Source organism: Brevibacterium sp. CS2 (assembly GCF_005280295.1).
Lineage (GTDB): Bacteria > Actinomycetota > Actinomycetes > Actinomycetales > Brevibacteriaceae > Brevibacterium > Brevibacterium pityocampae.
Genome location: NZ_CP040020.1, coordinates 1,945,595 through 1,961,163, shown reverse-complemented (window position 1 = coordinate 1,961,163; position 15,569 = coordinate 1,945,595). Strand labels below are relative to the sequence as shown.

The 15,569-nt window shown below is 69.9% G+C and carries 20 protein-coding genes and 2 other annotated features; of the genes, 7 read left to right on the top strand and 13 right to left on the bottom strand.

What is annotated here, in order from left to right; translation table 11 throughout:
* Positions 1-43 precede the first annotated feature (43 nt).
* From FDF13_RS08735 to FDF13_RS08680, 13 genes are all read right to left on the bottom strand, one after another.
* A complete protein-coding gene (locus FDF13_RS08735) occupies positions 44-514 on the bottom strand; it encodes an HNH endonuclease (protein WP_137319298.1) in 471 nt (156 codons plus the stop codon).
* A 45-nt stretch (positions 515-559) separates the two neighbouring features.
* On the bottom strand, positions 560-769 hold the full coding sequence (locus FDF13_RS08730) for an integrase core domain-containing protein (RefSeq protein WP_137319297.1): 210 nt from the start codon (positions 767-769) through the stop codon (positions 560-562).
* Positions 770-791: 22 nt separating this feature from the next.
* Complete coding sequence (locus tag FDF13_RS15280; protein ID WP_368074060.1) at positions 792-1,118, bottom strand: transposase; 327 nt, start codon at positions 1,116-1,118, stop codon at positions 792-794.
* Entirely contained in the window at positions 1,096-1,863 is a 768-nt protein-coding gene (locus FDF13_RS08725) for a transposase (RefSeq protein ID WP_254668752.1), read from the bottom strand. Before FDF13_RS08725 ends, FDF13_RS15280 begins: the two co-directional genes overlap by 23 nt.
* 131 nt (positions 1,864-1,994) lie before the next feature.
* Positions 1,995-2,918 (bottom strand): IS3 family transposase, encoded by a 924-nt coding sequence (locus FDF13_RS08720; RefSeq protein ID WP_175406925.1) that lies wholly within the window; start codon positions 2,916-2,918, stop codon positions 1,995-1,997.
* Positions 2,838-2,954: a sequence feature (AL1L pseudoknot), on the bottom strand. (Overlaps the previous gene by 81 nt.)
* Positions 2,915-3,226 (bottom strand): transposase, encoded by a 312-nt coding sequence (locus FDF13_RS08715; RefSeq protein ID WP_137318392.1) that lies wholly within the window; start codon positions 3,224-3,226, stop codon positions 2,915-2,917. Its footprint overlaps the feature before it by 40 nt. The genes FDF13_RS08720 and FDF13_RS08715 overlap by 4 nt, the downstream gene beginning before the upstream one ends.
* A gap of 164 nt (positions 3,227-3,390) precedes the next feature.
* The gene (locus FDF13_RS08710; protein WP_137319295.1) at positions 3,391-4,155 is read right to left on the bottom strand and encodes an IS3 family transposase; all 765 of its coding nucleotides are present in this window, start codon (positions 4,153-4,155) and stop codon (positions 3,391-3,393) included.
* Positions 4,060-4,194, bottom strand: a sequence feature (AL1L pseudoknot). It overlaps the preceding gene by 96 nt.
* On the bottom strand, positions 4,152-4,463 hold the full coding sequence (locus FDF13_RS08705; RefSeq protein ID WP_137319294.1) for a transposase: 312 nt from the start codon (positions 4,461-4,463) through the stop codon (positions 4,152-4,154). It overlaps the preceding feature by 43 nt. Before FDF13_RS08705 ends, FDF13_RS08710 begins: the two co-directional genes overlap by 4 nt.
* Before the next feature lie 42 nt (positions 4,464-4,505).
* Positions 4,506-5,255 (bottom strand): nuclear transport factor 2 family protein, encoded by a 750-nt coding sequence (locus FDF13_RS08700; RefSeq protein WP_254668751.1) that lies wholly within the window; start codon positions 5,253-5,255, stop codon positions 4,506-4,508.
* Positions 5,256-5,347: 92 nt separating this feature from the next.
* The gene (locus FDF13_RS08695; RefSeq protein WP_137319293.1) at positions 5,348-6,172 is read right to left on the bottom strand and encodes an energy-coupling factor transporter transmembrane protein EcfT; all 825 of its coding nucleotides are present in this window, start codon (positions 6,170-6,172) and stop codon (positions 5,348-5,350) included.
* Positions 6,172-8,202 (bottom strand): ABC transporter ATP-binding protein, encoded by a 2,031-nt coding sequence (locus FDF13_RS08690; RefSeq protein ID WP_137319292.1) that lies wholly within the window; start codon positions 8,200-8,202, stop codon positions 6,172-6,174. Before FDF13_RS08690 ends, FDF13_RS08695 begins: the two co-directional genes overlap by 1 nt.
* 27 nt (positions 8,203-8,229) lie before the next feature.
* Positions 8,230-9,153, bottom strand: a complete 924-nt coding sequence (locus FDF13_RS08685) for a cell division protein FtsQ (protein WP_137319291.1) — start codon at positions 9,151-9,153, stop codon at positions 8,230-8,232.
* 142 nt (positions 9,154-9,295) lie between these two features.
* Positions 9,296-11,116, bottom strand: coding sequence for an HAD family hydrolase (locus FDF13_RS08680; protein WP_137319290.1), 1,821 nt, complete (start codon positions 11,114-11,116; stop codon positions 9,296-9,298).
* A gap of 133 nt (positions 11,117-11,249) precedes the next feature.
* Here FDF13_RS08680 and FDF13_RS08675 point away from each other — a divergent pair, with 133 nt between their 5' ends.
* The 7 genes from FDF13_RS08675 (at position 11,250) to FDF13_RS08645 (ending at position 15,526) form a co-directional block, all read left to right on the top strand.
* Positions 11,250-12,401 (top strand): LacI family DNA-binding transcriptional regulator, encoded by a 1,152-nt coding sequence (locus FDF13_RS08675; protein WP_175406924.1) that lies wholly within the window; start codon positions 11,250-11,252, stop codon positions 12,399-12,401.
* 73 nt (positions 12,402-12,474) lie between these two features.
* A complete protein-coding gene (locus FDF13_RS08670) occupies positions 12,475-12,726 on the top strand; it encodes a PspC domain-containing protein (protein WP_137319289.1) in 252 nt (83 codons plus the stop codon).
* A gap of 105 nt (positions 12,727-12,831) precedes the next feature.
* Entirely contained in the window at positions 12,832-13,512 is a 681-nt protein-coding gene (locus FDF13_RS08665) for an alpha/beta hydrolase (protein ID WP_137319288.1), read from the top strand.
* A gap of 17 nt (positions 13,513-13,529) precedes the next feature.
* Positions 13,530-13,769 (top strand): FAD-dependent oxidoreductase, encoded by a 240-nt coding sequence (locus tag FDF13_RS08660; protein ID WP_265808502.1) that lies wholly within the window; start codon positions 13,530-13,532, stop codon positions 13,767-13,769.
* Between the two features lie 28 nt (positions 13,770-13,797).
* Complete coding sequence (locus FDF13_RS08655) at positions 13,798-14,310, top strand: methylated-DNA--[protein]-cysteine S-methyltransferase (RefSeq protein WP_137319287.1); 513 nt, start codon at positions 13,798-13,800, stop codon at positions 14,308-14,310.
* Entirely contained in the window at positions 14,311-14,838 is a 528-nt protein-coding gene (locus FDF13_RS08650; RefSeq protein WP_137319286.1) for an RNA polymerase sigma factor, read from the top strand.
* Positions 14,831-15,526 carry a methylated-DNA--[protein]-cysteine S-methyltransferase gene (locus tag FDF13_RS08645; RefSeq protein ID WP_137319285.1) on the top strand — a complete coding sequence of 232 codons (696 nt, stop codon included), beginning with the start codon at positions 14,831-14,833 and terminating at the stop codon, positions 15,524-15,526. Before FDF13_RS08650 ends, FDF13_RS08645 begins: the two co-directional genes overlap by 8 nt.
* Positions 15,527-15,569: the final 43 nt, after the last annotated feature.

Here is a 15,569-nt window from a genome sequence, read left to right as displayed (position 1 = left end):
CCTCCGCCGCGCACGTCACGACAGCTGCATCCTGCAACCGGCATCACGACGCAACAGGGAACTCGACGAGCCGGGACCGCAGCAGGTGCTCGGCCATGCTGAGGATCCTGCCGGGCGGAGAGCGATCATCGCCGAGGTGCTCCCCGGCCGGACCTGCTCGTGACGGGCCTGCAGGTGACGGACCTGCAGGTGATGGACCTGCTCGTGACGGGTCCGCACGGGCTCCCGTTACCGCGGACTGCAACGGAGCGACGACATCGGCGTGGGTGATCATCACCGGCGGAGTGTCGACCGTGTACTCGTGCCCGGTCGGGGTGCGCACTGCGAGCACATCCGGTGTCGCGTCGTGGGTCCAGCCGGGGTTCTCCTTCGCGTAGTTGCATGCCGCGCACAGCCCGGAGGCGTTCGTGAAGTCCGTGACCCCGCCGTCCCGGTGCGGCTGCGCGTGATCGACGTGTCGGATCGGCGCATCGCAGAAGGGGCTGCGGCACACGTCGTCCCGGAGCATCACCATCTGTCAAATCCCGGGTTTAGTTGAGGCTGAACGGTTGTTCTGTATTCAGGCTGCGTTGCCGATGGTCTGGTTCTCGGCGAAATGTGTGGCCTCGATCTCGGCAGGGGTCTGGTAGTCGAGCATGGAATGGAGCCGTTCGGTGTTGAACCAGTGGACCCAGTCCGCGGTCGCGGCCTCGACGTCCTCCCGGCCGGCCCAGGGCCCGTCGAGGTGGATCAACTCTGCCTTGTAGAGCGAGTTCAGCGCTTCGGCCATGGCATTGATGCTCCTATAGTTGTCAAGCCGTGATTTCGCCTGTTCGTGGGTTGGTCTTGATGAGGTGGTAGACCTCGCGGATGACGTAGCGTTTCAAGCACCGGATGATGTCGCGTTTGCTCTTGCCCTCGGCTGTTCGGCGAGCGACGTAGGCGATGGTCGGCTCGTGGAACCGCATCCGCACGATCACGGTCCGGTAGATCGCGGCGTTGAGCTGCCGATGTCCGCCGTGATTGATGCGATGCTTACCGCTGCTCATTCCTGACCCGGCGGGCACGGGACTGATTCCTGCGAGTTTCGCGAACGCTGCTTCGCTGCGGATCCGTTCAGGATTGTCCCCGGCGACGATGAGGATCTCCGCGGCGGTGTCGACGCCGATGCCGAACTCGTCCAGCAGGTGCGGGGCGCGTTGGGCGACGAGTTGCTCGATCTGCGCTTCCAGGCTTTTTGATCTCCTCGTTCAAGGCAATCCAGCGCCTGGCGATCGATCGGAGTGCGTGCCGGTTCGCGTCCTCTGGCGTCTCTAATCCGCGTGGGCGGAGCGCGGCGCAGTGACGGGCGATCATCTTCTGCGTTTTCCGTGCTGTCTCACGCCGTAGCTCTTCGTCCGAGTGGACGAGCAGCGCCTTGAGCGTCACCATCGCCCCGGTGCGGTCTTTCACCGCGGTATCGTGGGCGACTTTCAGCTGCCGGATCATCTCCACCACCCCGTCAGCGGTCTTCGGGACCGCAGTCGCGAACCCGGCAAGTACTGCCCGGGCAGCGTTCTCCGCGTCGAGCGTGTCGGATTTCCCGTTCAGTCGGCGCAGCCGCCGATCGGGCCGGGAGACCTCGACGACCTTGTGTCCGTTCCGGCGGACGAACGAGGTCAGCCCGGCACCATAGGAGCCGGTGCCTTCGATTCCGAACGCGATGATCTTCCCGAATGACGACGCCCACTCGAGCAGCTGCTTGAACCCCGCAGCGTCGGTCGCGATCGTGAGAGTCGCCAGGACCCCGCCGATCGAGTCCATCACCGCGGCGACATGAATGTGCTTGTGGGTATCGACGCCGATCACGACGTGCCCGGAACGGGCGGGCTCGATCTGTTCCATGGGGTGCTGTCTCCTTCATCGGTTAGCGTGGTCACACGCTGTCGCCGGCGGGTGGACAGGACTGTCATGGGGACGCTTTGACGAGGCTCTGTCAAGCCCTGGGTTTGGTAGAGGCTTCTTTTCTTGGTTTCCTATGCGGCCACGCCTGTAGTGGTCTGCTGTTTGATCCAATCAGAATGCGCCTCGATCGGCGGCCGGTAGTGCAGCGCCGAATGCAGTCGGACGTGGTTGTACCAAGCCACCCACTTCGACGTCTCGGCCATCACTTCGATCACTCCCGACCACTCCCGCCGGTCGATCAGTTCGGCCTTGTACACCGAGTTCAGCGCCTCGGCCATCGCGTTATCGAAGGAATCGCCCCGCGAACCCCCCGATGCCACGATCGCAGACTCAGCCAGCGTCTCGCCATAGCGAATCGAGCGGAACTGGACTCCGCGATCCGAGTGGTGAACGAGCCCGGATACATCGTGCCCGGCCCGGTACTTCGCCGCCAGAGCCATCGTGAGCGCGTCCCGGGCCAGGGATTCACGCATATGGTTCGTCACCTGCCAGCCGACGATCTCGCGATGGAACACATCGAGGATGAACGTCGTGTACACCCACCCCGAGCGCGTCGGCACATAGGTGATATCGGCCACCCATAAGCAGTTCGGTGCAGGCGCGGTGAACTCCCGCTCGACGAGGTCCTCCGGGCACTCCTCGGCTCTGGCCGATGCCGTCTTGGGACGTTTGCGTTTGCGCCGCACCCCATCGATGCCCAGTCGGCGCATCAAACGCTCGACCGTGCAGCGGGCCACCGGCCCGAACCGGTCGGCGTGATCACGGTTGATCGCTTTCCACATCTTGCGCACTCCATAGCAGGAGTAGTTCGCTTCGTAGATGTCCCGGATGACGACCATGAGATCGCAGTCCCGAATAGCCCGGGCCGAGGGCCGGCGCAGTTTGTACGCGTAGTACGAGCTCACAGCGATCCGTGCAGCAGTCCCGCGCAGGACCCGCACGATCGGCTCGACTCCGAACTCGTCACGATTCTCGTCGATGAAGTCGACGATCACCTTGATGGGCGGTCGAGCTCCGCCGCGAAGAAAGCCGATGCTCTGCGCAGGATCTCGTTCGCTCGCCTGGCTTCGGCCAGCTCCGCCCGCAAGCGTCGGTTCTCCGATTCCAGATCCACAGACTCCGACGGTGTGATCCTGCCGGATTCCTTGTGCTTCCGCACCCACACGCGCAAGGTCTCCTTACTCAACCCGAGCTCTTTCGCGACCCGAGTAATCGAGCCGTTGGCAGTCGCGGGATCGGCCTGAGCGTGAATGACGAGCTCTACTGCACGAGCCCTGAGCTCGTCGGTGTACTTCACTGGCATGAGAGAAACTCCTTCTTCCAATCTCCCTGCCTCCATTATCCCCGGGGCGATTCACTCCAGGCTCCTATCAGGTCACGCCCGATCCGGCGGCAGCGGTACTGCGCCCGGCCGGAGGTTCGACAGATCAACGCCAAGGCACCCTGCGGGCCAATCGTAAGCAAGGGTCAGAACACTCCGGCCAGGACTACCTCATCCTTGCGGGACGCGGCAGAAACAGACTGACAGTCGAACGAGTCGCCCTTGGACCCCACGGAGGCCACGGCATCGACCTCCTCCAGGGCCTGGGTGTACCGCAGGGCCCTGTACTGCACTCCTCGATCACTGTGGTGCTTGAGTCCGGAGACGTTCTGACCTGCACGTTTACGGGTCCAGAGGCCCATGTTCAGTGCGTCCAGGGCCAGATCGGTGTACATCCGGGTCGAGGTCTGCCAGCCCACGATCATCCTGGCGAACACGTCCAGGATGAAAGCGACGTAGACCCACCCGGACTCGGTCCGGACGTAGGTCAGATCGGCCACCCAGAGCCTGTTCGGAGCGGTGGCGGTGAAGTCGCGTCTGACCAGGTCACCGGGTCGATTCGTCTCCGGCGACGGCTTCGTGGTGCGCGGATAGCGGCCCCTGACGGTGCCGCGGACCCCGAGTTCACGGCAGAGCCGCTCGACGGTGCAGCGGGCCACAGGGACCCCGTTGCGGTTGAGCTCGGCGTGGATTTTCCGGATCCCGTAGACCCGCATACGCCGGTGGGCGTGGATGGCCATGATGTGCTCCTTGAGCTCGGCGTCCCGGACGGACCGGGCGCTGGGCGGTCGGTTCTTGAAGGCGTAGTAGGTTCCCGGGGCGATCTTCATCCCGTGGTCCTGGGTCAGGACACGGCAGATCGGTTCGATCCCCCAGCGGTGCTTGTTCTCGTCGACGAAGGCGACGATCACCTCTGTGGGCGGTCGAACTCCGCCTTGGCGAAAAACGCTGTCGCTGAGCGCAGGATCTCGTTCGAACGCCGCAGCTCGCGGTTCTCAGCCTCGAGCTGTCGGATTCGGGCTTCGGTGTCGACCGGCTCCACGGGCAGGTCGGCGTCCTCGGCCTTGCGGACCCAGTTGCGCAGGGTCTCCTTGCCGATGCCGGTCTGCTCGGCGACCCGCGCGATCGCACCAGAGCGGGTCGCCGGATCATGACGGGCCTCTACGGCCAACCGGGTCGCCCGGTCACGGAGTTCTTGGGGGTATTTCGACGGGGCCATCAGAGAATCGATGTCCTTTCAGGATGTTTGGCTTACCCTCAATCAAACCAAGGACGATTCATTGGGCGCGAAGACCGGCCAGTTGTCCGGGAACTTGAGGTAGGGCAGGTGGTCGTACCAGACGGGATCGTGCAGGCACAGCGACTTGTACCGGGACCGCCACTGGTCGCCGGGCCGCTCCCACCGGTCGACGACCAGAGCGGGCACGCCCAGCTGCCGCAGTCGCGCACCCAGTGCGATGCCGCCCTGCCCGCCGCCCACCACCAGGGTGTACGGGTGGGCCGTGTCGCCCCAGGCCGCGTCCTCCTCCGCCCGCTTCTCCGACCAGCTCTTCCGCTGGGGGTCGACGCCGTGCTTCGCACCGCTGATCCGCCTGGGCCCCCGGGGCTCCTCGTGCCCGTCCAGTTCCTGCAGGGCCGTCAGCAGAGTCCACGCCTTCGTGCCGTCCTCGTCGACGAGCCGGACCAGGCCGGTGCCCCGGCCCACCGAGGTCGCGAAGGTGAACCAGGCCTCGGTCACCCCGTCCGCGGTCGCGGCCGGTTCGCTCAGCTCGAAGTCGGTGGGCGCGACCCGTTCGAGGGTGTGGGTGAGCAGGTCGCGGACCCCGTCGCGGTCCTCGACGGTCCTGAGGTTCCACGTGAAGGACACGAGGTCCCGCCAGTAGCTGGTGGTGGCGAACAGGTCCACCGCCGCGTCGATGTCCTGCGCCCGCAGCGCCGCTTCGAAGTCCTCCAGCCACCCTGTCGCGATGTCGTCCGCGGTCCGCTGGGTCTCGTCGACCATTGTCGTCATAGCACTCCTCCTCCTTGAGACGTGTGACTTCACACTAGGAGGGCGGTCACCGGGGCGAAAGAGTTGCATGACCGTTGCATGGCCCGGTCAGATCACCCGATGACGGGGACGCCGGGACCCACGAGGAACGCGGCCGCCACCAGCAGGACCGTCACGACGACCACCGTCACGTCCAGTGCGGACACCCGCAGGTACGCCAGTCGCAGCGTCCGCCCCGCCTCGTTCTTCGCACCGTAGGTGAACCCGCGGGTCTCCAGCGCTTCGACGGTCGTGCGGACGTTCTTCGCGGTGTTGAGCATGATCGGGTAGAACGCGGTCACCGCCAGGACGCACCACTGCCACACGACCCGCAGACCCAGGAAGCCGGGCTTCTCCACCGGCGCGTGCCGCAGCCGCTGTCCCTCGAAGACCGTCACGTACTCGTCGACCAGGATCGGCAGCATGCGGTACCCGTAGCTCACGCCGAACGCCAGCAGCTCCGGCGCCCGGAACCACAGGAGTGCATCGGAGAGCTTCTCCGGATCCAGCGACACGAACGCCGCCATCGACGCCATCGACACCGCACCCAGCTTGAGGTTGAGCTCGCCCAGCGCCACGAGCGTGCCCAGGTCGCCGCCGAACAGGAACGACGCGGCGAACAGCCCCACGACGTTGCCCAGCAGCCCGATGAGGAACAGGCCCAGCACCAGCGGTCCCACCCGCGCCAGCACGACGGAGGCCGCTCCCAGCACGAACAGCACCAGGAGGACGCCCGTGCTGTGGGTGAACCACGGGGCGATCGCCATGACGAGGTACCAGGCCAGCACCATCCGCGGATCCATGCGGCTGAACAGACCGCCGCGCGTCGAGTACGCGGTCCGCAGCAGTTCCAGCCGGACCCAGTCGACGCTCAGCACGTCGTGTGTCTTCCGCGCCATCAGCGCTCCCCCGTCCCGGTCGTGTCGAACCCAGTCGCGCCGAGGCCGTCGGTTCGACTCAGATGATCAGCCCGGGCGGACTCGACGGTCCCGTCGATCGTCCGCAGCCGAGCCCGCAGGTCCTCAGCCGTCAGCGGCAGCGGGTCGAGTCCCAGCTCCAGGCCGATGCGGGCTGCCTGCGGCGGCACCAACCGCGTCTGCGTCGTGAGCTCCGGCCGGGAGAACAGCTCCTGCGGGGTGACATCCGCCAGCACCCGCCCCCGGTCCAGGACGAGGACGCGGGTCGCCCACGTCGCCACGAGCTCCATGTCGTGCGTCGCGACGACCGCGCACTGCACGGTCCCGGACAGGGACTCGAGCATCGTCGTCACGTCGTCGCGGGACCGGATGTCCAGGCTGGACGTCGGCTCGTCCAGCAGGAGCAGCCGCGGCCGCATCGCCAGTCCGATCCCCAGGGTCGCCCGCCGCTGCTGGCCGCCGGACAGGCTGCGCCCGTCGCGCTCGGCCAGCGCGGACAGTCCCGCCTCCGCGACCACCCGGTCGACGATCGCCTCCGCGTCCTCGACCCTGCGCCCGCGCGGGAAGAGGGCGATGTCCTCGCGCACGGAGTCCTTGAGGAACATCTGCTGCGGATGCTGGTAGATGTACGACACGTGATCCGCCAACCGCGCGGCTGACCGGCTGCGCGTATCGATCCCGTCGACGGTCACGGTCCCGGCGCGCGGCACGATGAGTCCGGTCAGCAGCTTCATGAGGGTCGTCTTGCCGGCGCCGTTCGTGCCCACGAGCGCGACCTTCTCCCCCGCGTGCAGGTCCAGGTCCAGCCCGTCCAGGACGGTCGAGAGACCGCCGGCGACCGTCCGGTAGCCGTGGTGCACCCCGCGCAGCGACGCGACGACCGCGGGAGGTGCCGTGTCAGCGACCGTCTCCCCGGCCTCGGGACCGGTGTCGACCATGCCCGAGGCCGGCGTCGCCGGATCGGGACCGGGCACCTGCCCGTCGTTGCCTGCTCCCGCTGCCGCAGGCACCGGTTCCGAACCGGGCACCTGCTGCTCGCGCAGGGCCGGGCGCAGGATCCGGACCGCGGAGTCCACGTCGAGGGCGACGTGGGGTGCGCCCACGGCCGCGGTGAGGGCGACGGCGTCCGGGGCGGGCACGCCGTGGCTGGACAGGTCCGCGTGCCGGTCCATCGCCTCCTGGATGGGCAGGTGCCAGACAGGCGCGCCGTCGGCCATGAGGACGACGGACTTCGCGAACTGGGCGATGAAGTCCGCGTGGTGCTCGATCGTGATGACGGTGAGGCCTTCGCGCTCGTTGAGGTCGCGCAGACGGCGGTAGATCTCGCCGGCGCGGGCGGGGTCCAGCTCGGCGACGGGCTCGTCGACGACGATGACCTCCGGCCGCAGCGCCAGCACGGCGGCGAGCGCCACCAGATGCGCCTGCCCGCCGGACAGCTGCCACACGAACTGGTCGCGCAGGTGCTCGATGCCCAGCTGGGCGAGCGCCTCGTCCGTGCGCTCGCGGTAGTCGGCGTGGCCGAAGTTGAGGGGTCCGAAGGCGACCTCGTCGCGCACCGTGGGACGGACCAACTGGTTCTGGAAGTCCTGGTAGACGTAGCCCACGCGGGCGGACAGCTCCGCGACGGACGACTCCCACGTGTCGATGCCGCCCACGTGGACGCTGCCGGCGAAGTCGCCGCTCCAGTAGTGCGGGACCAGCCCGTTGAAGGTCTTGCACAGCGTCGTCTTGGCCGACCCGTTGCCCCCGACCACCGCCACGAAGTCCCCGCGCTCGATCGTGAGATCGACGTTGCGCAGCGTGTCGCGGTCCGTGCCCGGGTAGCGGAAGGACAGGTCCTTCACCCGGATGACGGGCGCGGCGGCCTGCGCGGCGGGGGTGTCCTGCACGGCGGCCTCCTGCGGCGCTGGATCCTGCGACGCGGTATCCCGCAGAGTCGCCCGCTGCGCAGTCGCCTGCTGCGGCGCTGCCTGCTGCGCGGTGGGGTGGGTGGTCGGGGGCACGGTCGGCACGAGGGGCTCCTTCTCAGACGATCCGGTTCAGGACCGGTCCGCGGTCGACTTCGAGGTCCGCGACAGGCGGAACAGCAGGATCGCCAGGCCCAGCACCACCACGATCGCGACGATGGAGACGAGGATGAACCAGTCGCCGAACATGTCGAGGAAGTCCGGCTCGAACGCGCCCGCGGAGATGTCGAACGCCTCGAGGAACGCGAAGCCGAAGCTCACGATCGACAGGAGCACGGCGAAGCCCACGAAGACGCCCGAGGCCTGCGCCTGTCCCGGGATCGGCTCACCCGCGACACGGGGCCGCATGCCCATGAGCGGCTCGATCTTCCCGTGCAGGGCGGGGATGAGCCAGACCGCGGGGATCGCGCCCAGGAGGACGCCGGACATGACGACGTCGACGCCCAGACCCAGGGTCTCCAGCGCCAGCATGGACTGGGGCAGGCCCTCGACGAACTCGGCGTCCTCGACGCCGATCCACACCTTCGACAGGTCGACGATGGCGGAGAGGATCTTGTCGACCAGGACCAGGACGATCGAGCCCACCGCGATCTGCCCCTTCGAGCGGGGGTTGCGGATCAGGGAGCCTGCGATGAAGACGGCGAGGAACATCTGGAGGTAGCCCTCGATCTCCGCGAGGCCGGAGAAGTCGCCCATGAGGAGGTCGGTGAAGACGATCTCGCCCAGCGGCGCGCCCAGGGCGGCCCAGAACGGGGAGAAGAGTGCGGCGATCGTGAGCGGCACGAACACCATGTAGGACACGGAGATGTCGACGGGGCCGATCGAGGGGTCCGGGATGATCTCGAGGATGATGTTCGACAGTCCGAAGAGGGACATCGACAGCACGAACACCATGAGCTTCTGGGACGTAGTGAGCTCGACGCTGCGGATGCCGTCGACGGCACCGCGCAGAGTGCCGCGACGCTCGTCGGCGGGGGCGGGGGTCTGGGTGGACATGGGGTCTCCTTCAGTGAGGCAGGGCGGTGACGTCGGCGAGGTCAGGAGGGAAGGTCGGTTCGGAACGGAGGACGGGAGGGTCGGTCAGTCCGGTGCTGGTCCGGTGGCGGACGTCAGGCGGGTGAGGGCGCGAAGGCTGGGGTCAGGCCGGTAAGGGCTCGGAATCAGGTGCCAGGCGCGCGCCGAGGACGTCGATGACATCCGCGGGGCCGTCCAGGACGTGGTCGGCCCAGCCCTGGGCCAGCGCTTCGTCGAGGGCGGCGTCCGCGTCCTTGCCGCCACGCAGCAGGCAGACGGTGCCGATCCCGGCGTCGCGCCCGCCGCGGCCGTCGTTGAGCGCCTTGTCGCCCACGTAGACGACGTCCGCCGGCTCCACCTGCAGGCCGGACAGGGCCGCCGCGAACACGGCGGTCCCGGGCTTCCGCACACCCACCTCGTCCGAGTACGCACCGGGGCCCAGCAGGTCGAGGATCCCGTAGTCGGCCAGCGTGGCGCGCACACCGCGGCCGGAGATCGTGTTCGACACGATCCCCACGACGATCCCCTGCGCGTGCGCCCACCGGACCAGCTCGAGCGCACCCTCGCGCGGGCTGGGCGTGCCCTTCGTCCGGTGCAGCAGGTAGGACAGCTCCGCGGCCTCGAGCCGCATCGCCGCGCGCACCGGCTCCGGCAGGTCCGCGCCCACCAGGTCGCCCCACAGCACGGCCGGGTCGACCTCGTCGAAGCGGTGGGCGGGGTCGGTGAGGACGTCGCGGGATCGCTTCCGCGCCCGGTGCCGCTCCCAGCCGTCCCGCATCGCCGCGGACGCGGCCTCCAGCGTGATCGGATGCCCGCACCGCTGCGACAGCTCCACGAGGGCCTGCCCCATGACCGCGTCCCGGTCCGGATTGGCGACCGAGGTCGTGAGCACGCCTCCGTGGTCCAGCAGCAGGGCGACCCGCCGAGGCCCCGGCCGGCTCCCCGTCGACGTCGGGTCCGCGGACCCGACCACGGCGGACACGGGCCCGGCGGCGTCGGATCGAGCGGCCTCGGCGGCGTCGGATCGAGCGGCCTCGGCGGTGGAGTTCTCCCACGTCCCCGCGGGGACGGACCGGCGCAGTTCGTCCAGCAGGCCCGCGGGGGTGTCGAGGACGAGGTCGGGGGTGTCCGCGACCGAGAACGGCGGGTGGTCGGTGCGACGGTCACGGGTGATGATGACGCGGCCGGCACCGGCGCGGCGGCCGGCGACCACGTCGCGGTCGACGGTGTCGCCCACGTACCAGGTCTCGTGCGGAGCGGCCCCCAGCGCTTCAGCGGCCAGGCGGATCATGCCGGGGTGCGGCTTCCGGATGCCCACCTCGTCGGAGTAGACCTGGACGCCGAAGCACCCGTCGAGACCCTTCTCCCGGAGGATCTCCCGGTGCGCGCCGCCGGCGTGGGCGTTCGAGACGATGCCCAGCCCGATCCCGCGCTCGCGTGCCAGTGACAGCAGCTCCGGGATGCCGGGGCGCACGTGGTGATCGGAGACCGCCCGGCTCTTCGCCGCGAGGATGCGGGCGGCGTCCAGGGCGAGCGCGCGGCGGGCCGGACCGGGCAGATCGGACAGGAGGAAGTCCTCGACGATCTCACCGGGTGCCAGCTCGCGCGGCTCCTGGCGGCGGGAGGAGGCGTTCTTCCACAGGGACAGGGCGGAACGTCCCGTCCGCAGCGACTGCTCGACCAGGTCGCGGTCCAGGTCGAAGCCGGCGCCTGCGGCCAGGTGCAGCACGGTGTCCGCCAGTGTCTGCGCCCAGTCCTCGCGTGCGGTCGTCGAGACGACCACACCGCCGAAGTCCAGCAGCAGCGCGCGCGGCTGGACGAGCGCGGCGGGAGCGGAGGGGGCGACGACGGCCTGGGCGGCCGGCGCGGTGCCGGCGGTCGCGGTGTCCTGCGCGGTGAGCGCGGGGCCGGGAGCAGGCGCGGGAACGGTGTGGACGGAGTTCATGGCGGTCACGCTACGGAGCCGGTCCGGTCCCCGGATGAACCGGCGGTGAACCGGCGGCCACCGCACAGCCACATCTTCTGCAGATCTGCAGTACATGTCCCGTCACCGATGCCGGCGGTGCTAAGCAGGGGGCATGGGAGCACGATCGGGGCGGGCCACGCTGGCGGATGTGGCGCAGGCGGCGGGGGTGTCGGCCTCGGCGGTGTCGATGGTCATGAACGACAGGACGGGCCTCACGCAGGCGACCCGGCTCAGGATCCTCGCGGCCGCGCGGGCGGTGGGGTACCCGGTGCGGGGACGGGCCGGACGCGAGGGCCGGGTCCTGGGCGTCCTGCCCACGGACCTGGGCAACCCGTACCACACGGACGTCATCACGGGGATCGAGAAGCACGCGGAATCCGTGGGGGCGGCGGTCGTGATCGGGCACGGCCGCCGCGACAGCGCGCACCTGGAGCGGCAGCTGGACCGGATGCTGGGGTTCGGCGTCGACGGCATCGTCGCGGTGACGACGTGGTTGCGGCCGGCCGCCCTCGAGGACGCGGCGACCGTCCTGCCGGTCGCGGTGATCGGGCGGATGCAGGACCCGGCGACCGGGGTCGACATGGTCCGCGGCGACGACGCGGCCGGCGCCGCGCAGGCCGTCCGCCACCTCGTCCGGCTGGGGCACACGCGGCTCGTCCACGTGACGATGTCGACGCGGCCCGGGCCGGCGGCGCGCCGGGCGGGGTTCCTCGCGGAGGCCGCTCGGCTGGGACTCGAGGGACAGGCCCGCGTCATCGGGCCGGCGGCGGACTGGGCGGCGATGGAGGAGCAGATCGATGCATTCCTCGAGCGGATCCGCGCGGGACGGTCGACCGCGCCCACCGCGGTGTTCGCCGCGAACGACATCGCGGCGGTGCGCGTCATGCACCGGGCGGCCGCGCTGGGCGTGCGGGTGCCGCAGCAGCTGAGCGTGGTGGGGTACGACTCCTCGGCGGCGGCGCTCATGATCCGGCCCCATCTCACCAGCGTGAACCAGCCGCGTGAGGAGATGGGGCGGTTGGCGGCGGGGATGGTCCTCGAGAGGCTGGCCGGGCGCGCTTCCGACGCAGAGCTGATCGTCCGTCCGGTCCTGCGCGAGCGGGAGTCCAGCACGTGGCATCCGGACGCAGACCGGGAGACTGCGAACCAGACGGGCGATGCGGCGAACCCGACGGGCGATGCGGCGAACCCGACGGGCGACGCGGCGGACCCGCCGGGCACGGGACCGAACCGGTCAGCGGACCCGGCCGCGGCCTCGGGCTGAGTGGGGTTCTCCCCCGCCCGGAATCCGGCTGACCACCCTGTGCTCGCGTCCGCCGGTCCGTACCGTGGTGGGCATGAACTCCTTCTTCGACACCATCAGGAACATGGGCTTCCGCCGCGGTCCCCAGCGACTCCTCACCGGCATCAGCGGCGGGCTGGCCGTCTCCCTGGGCATGAACGTGTGGCTGGTGCGCGTCCTCGTGCTCCTGTCCTTCCTCCTGCCCGTCGTGGGCCTGGGCCTCTACGCGCTGGTGTGGGTGCTGACCCCCTGGCAGGACGGCTCGATTCCGCTGGAGCGGGCACTGGGCGGCACGTACCGCGCCTGAGGCAGGCGGCTCGCTGGCACTCCGCGACGATGCTCAGCGCACGCCCGTCCGGCTACCCTGCGCGGGATCCCCCGCGAGACCCCGCACCCGCGTATCGTGCGTTGCATGGATCCCGCATCGGCGCCCTTCGACCGCATCGTCGTCGTCCACGGCTTCCGCGCCTCCCCGCAGAAGCACTGGTTCCCGTGGCTGGCCCGGACGGAACCAGCCGCTCGGGTGCTGGCCCTGCCGGACTCGGCGACACCGGACGCGGACGCCTGGATCACGACGGTCGCCCGGACGATCGGCACCCTCGATGCCCGCACCGCTGTCATCGCGCACAGCCTGGGCTGCATCACGACGGTGCGCGCCGTGCAGCGACTGGCGGCAGAGCAGGGAGAGGCGGAGCCGGGGACTGAGTCGGGGGCGGCGGAGTCGCAGACGCTGCCGCGGCAGCACGCGACCGGACCCGCCTCACTGGGCGCGTTCGTCGCCGTCTCCCCGTTCGCGCAGACGCTGCCGACCACCGGTGACGAGGGGCTCGATACGTTCGCGGCCCACGGTCTTGCTCCCTTCCTGGACGGGGCCGATCTGCCGGGCACACGCCCGCGCCTGGGCCGCGTGACGGTCATCCGGTCAAACGACGATCCGCTCGTCGTCCCGGCACTCTCCGACGCGTTCGCCCGCGACCTCGGCGCGCGTGTCCAGGTGATCCCGGGCGCTCGCCACTTCCTGGAGCGCCACGGGGTGACCCAGCTGCCGGAGGTCCTGCGCGCTCTCGAGGGCTCCGCGGCTGCAGGGGCCTGACCCGTCCCCCGGCACGGGTGGGCGGCCGCATCCACGACTCGATCACCCTCCAGCACTCGCCGCTGCCCCGCGAGCTCGCCGTCGTGGGCGGCGGCTGCATCGGCATCGAGTTCGCCTCGTTGTCCGCCCAGTACGGGTCGCAGGTGACCGTGCTGGACCGCGGACCCCGCCGCCTCCCTCCTGCGCGCTGCATCCAGCGATCTGAAGGACCACCTCACGAATCGATGCGCTCACGCGTCTTCCGTGCGAGAGGATGAACGTGACCCCCTGGAAGAGGTGAGGACGATGGACGGACTGCGGCACGGACGGATCGACACGGAGCTGGGTGAACTGGTCGTGGTCGCCCGCGACGAGGCGCTGACCGGCGTCTACTTCCCCGGCCACTGGACCCTGCCGGAACCGGACGCGTTCGGGGAGCCGGCCCAGGCCTCGGCGGACCCGGTGATCTCCGTCGTCGCGGAACAGCTGGACGACTACCTCGCGGGCGAGCGCCGGGAGTTCGAGGTCCCGGTGCGCACGGACGGCGACGACTTCTCCCAGCGGGTGTGGGCGCTGCTGCGGGAGATCCCCTACGGCGAGACGACGACGTACGGTGCGCTGGCGGAGCATCTGGGCAACCGGCACCTGGCCCAGCGCGTGGGACAGGTCGTGGGCCGCAACCCGGTCAGCATCGTCATCCCGTGCCATCGTGTCGTGGGATCGGACGGGTCCCTCACCGGGTACGCCGGCGGGCTGGAGCGCAAACGGCACCTGCTGGAGCTCGAGGATCCGACCACCGCGGAGAGCAGGCTCTTCTAGATGAGGACCCCGTTCGACGAGGCCGTCACCCGCCACGGGGGCACCGTGCTGCGGGTGTGCCGCGCTGTGCTGGGCGCGGGCCCCGATGCGGACGACGCGTGGTCGGAGACCTTCCTCGCCGCGCTCCAGGCGTGGCCGGACCTGCCGGCGGACACGAACGTCGAAGCCTGGCTGGTCCGCGTCGCCGGCCGCAAGGCGATCGACATCACCCGCGCTCGTGCCCGGCACGCGATCCCCACGGACGCGCTCCCCGAACGACCCACCGCGCTGGGAGTGGCCCGCGACGACGAAGTCCATGTCTGGGCGCAGGTCGCCCGACTGCCGGAGCGCCAGCGCCTGGCGATCGCCCACCACTACCTGGGTGGACTGCCCCACACGGAGGCCGCCCGGATCATCGGCGGCACGCCGGAGTCGGTGCGCCGCGCAGCCGCGGACGGCATCCGCGCGCTCCGCCGCACCCACCACGCGGACGAGGCCGCGCAGAGCGCCCGGACCGCACACACCCGGAAGGAGCACCCCGATGCGTGAGTCCACCGCACTCGGCGACAGCACCGAGACACCCACCGACACCCGCACGGAGGCCACGGACCCTCACGATGCGGCTGACCGCTTCGACAGGACAGGGGCCGAGATCCAGCAGGTCTTCTCCCTGGAACCCGGCGCAGTCGACGACCTGCGCACCCGCCTGGCCCAGACTGCGGAGGCTCGCGACCTGGCCGACGTCGCCTACCGCACCCTCGATTCGCCCGTGGGCCCCCTGCTGCTGGCGGCCACCCCCTTGGGCCTGGTCCGCGTCGCCTTCGCCCGCGAGGACTTCGACACCGTCCTGCAGACGCTCGCGAAGAAGATCAGCCCCCGCATCCTCGAGGCCCCGGACCGCCTGGACACCGTCGCCGCCCAGCTGGCCGAGTACTTCGCCGGCACCCGCCGCGCCTTCGACGTACCCCTGGACTACGCCCTGTCCACCGGCTTCCGGCAGACCGTGCAGCACTACCTGCCGCACATCGCCTACGGTCACACCCAGACGTACAAGGAGGTGGCCGCTCACGTGGGCAACCCCGCCGCCGTCCGCGCCGTGGGCACCGCCTGCGCGACCAACCCCTTGCCCGTCGTCGTCCCCTGCCACCGGGTGCTGCGCACCGACCGCGGCCTGGGAGGCTACCTGGGCGGGCTGGAGGCGAAGACGACCCTGCTGACCCTGGAGCAGGCCGCATGAGCTTTCCGTCCCCCACCGTGAACCCCGCCGCCGAGGCCGTGAG